Annotated in this window: 2 protein-coding genes; one reads left to right on the top strand and one right to left on the bottom strand. The window is 43.4% G+C overall.

Annotated features, from left to right (window positions below):
• Nucleotides 1-384: hypothetical protein (locus tag A3766_RS07480; RefSeq protein ID WP_197479411.1), on the bottom strand; the 384-nt coding region annotated here is incomplete at its 3' end.
• A 131-nt stretch (nucleotides 385-515) separates the two neighbouring features.
• On the opposite strand from A3766_RS07480, the gene A3766_RS07475 reads away from it, so the two are divergent.
• The coding region (locus A3766_RS07475) for a hypothetical protein (protein WP_156508765.1) at nucleotides 516-712 on the top strand (197 nt) is incomplete at its 3' end.

Below are 712 nucleotides of genomic sequence, written 5' to 3'. Positions count from 1 at the left end.
CTCCAACTCATCCCTTGAGCGCATACTTGAAAGCTCAGTTGAATACTCTTGCTCCAAAGCTTCCACCGACTTCTGCGAAGTTTGCCTCTCTTTTTGCTTAGCCTGTGTTTTATCGGAAGGCTGCCCGAGCTTTTTTTGGGATGCCTTTTCAGCTTGTTTTTGCAAAGGTGATTCTGGCTCTATCTGCTTAGTAGCGGCCTGACTTTCTTTTTTGGCTTTCTTTTCCGCTGTCTCATTCTCTTTGCTCTGCTTCTCTTCAGGACTAAGCTTCTCAAGCTTTGACACATCTTCTTCAAGAGGAGATACTTCCGCCAATTGCCGGGTAGTACAGGCACTAGTAAGAAGCAGAAAAAGCAAACTAGCGAGAACAATACTATTTTTCATACCTGAGTCACTGATTTAGATAGCGAATTAACTCACTATTAGAAGATAGTGTGAACGAAGTAGCTTAAGCGTAAAACTTCGATAACATACACAAACAATCGAAAAAATAACAATAACGGAAACCCAAAGGCATGACAAACGGCCAAGCTCAAACCGTTACCAGTTCAATTGAGCCGGTTCAAGCACCCTCTTTAACGATAAACCCGGAACGCGAGAGCATTGGCAAAAAGCTAATATTCTTTGCCTGGGCGGTTGAGATATGCGCCGTGATTATCGGCTTTGCCATCTCCATTATGCAAGGCATCAGTTCGTTCACCGAGATAGAAAA

The sequence above is a fragment of the Oleiphilus sp. HI0132 genome, from assembly GCF_001635845.1.
This window is presented reverse-complemented; position numbering and strand designations above follow the sequence as displayed.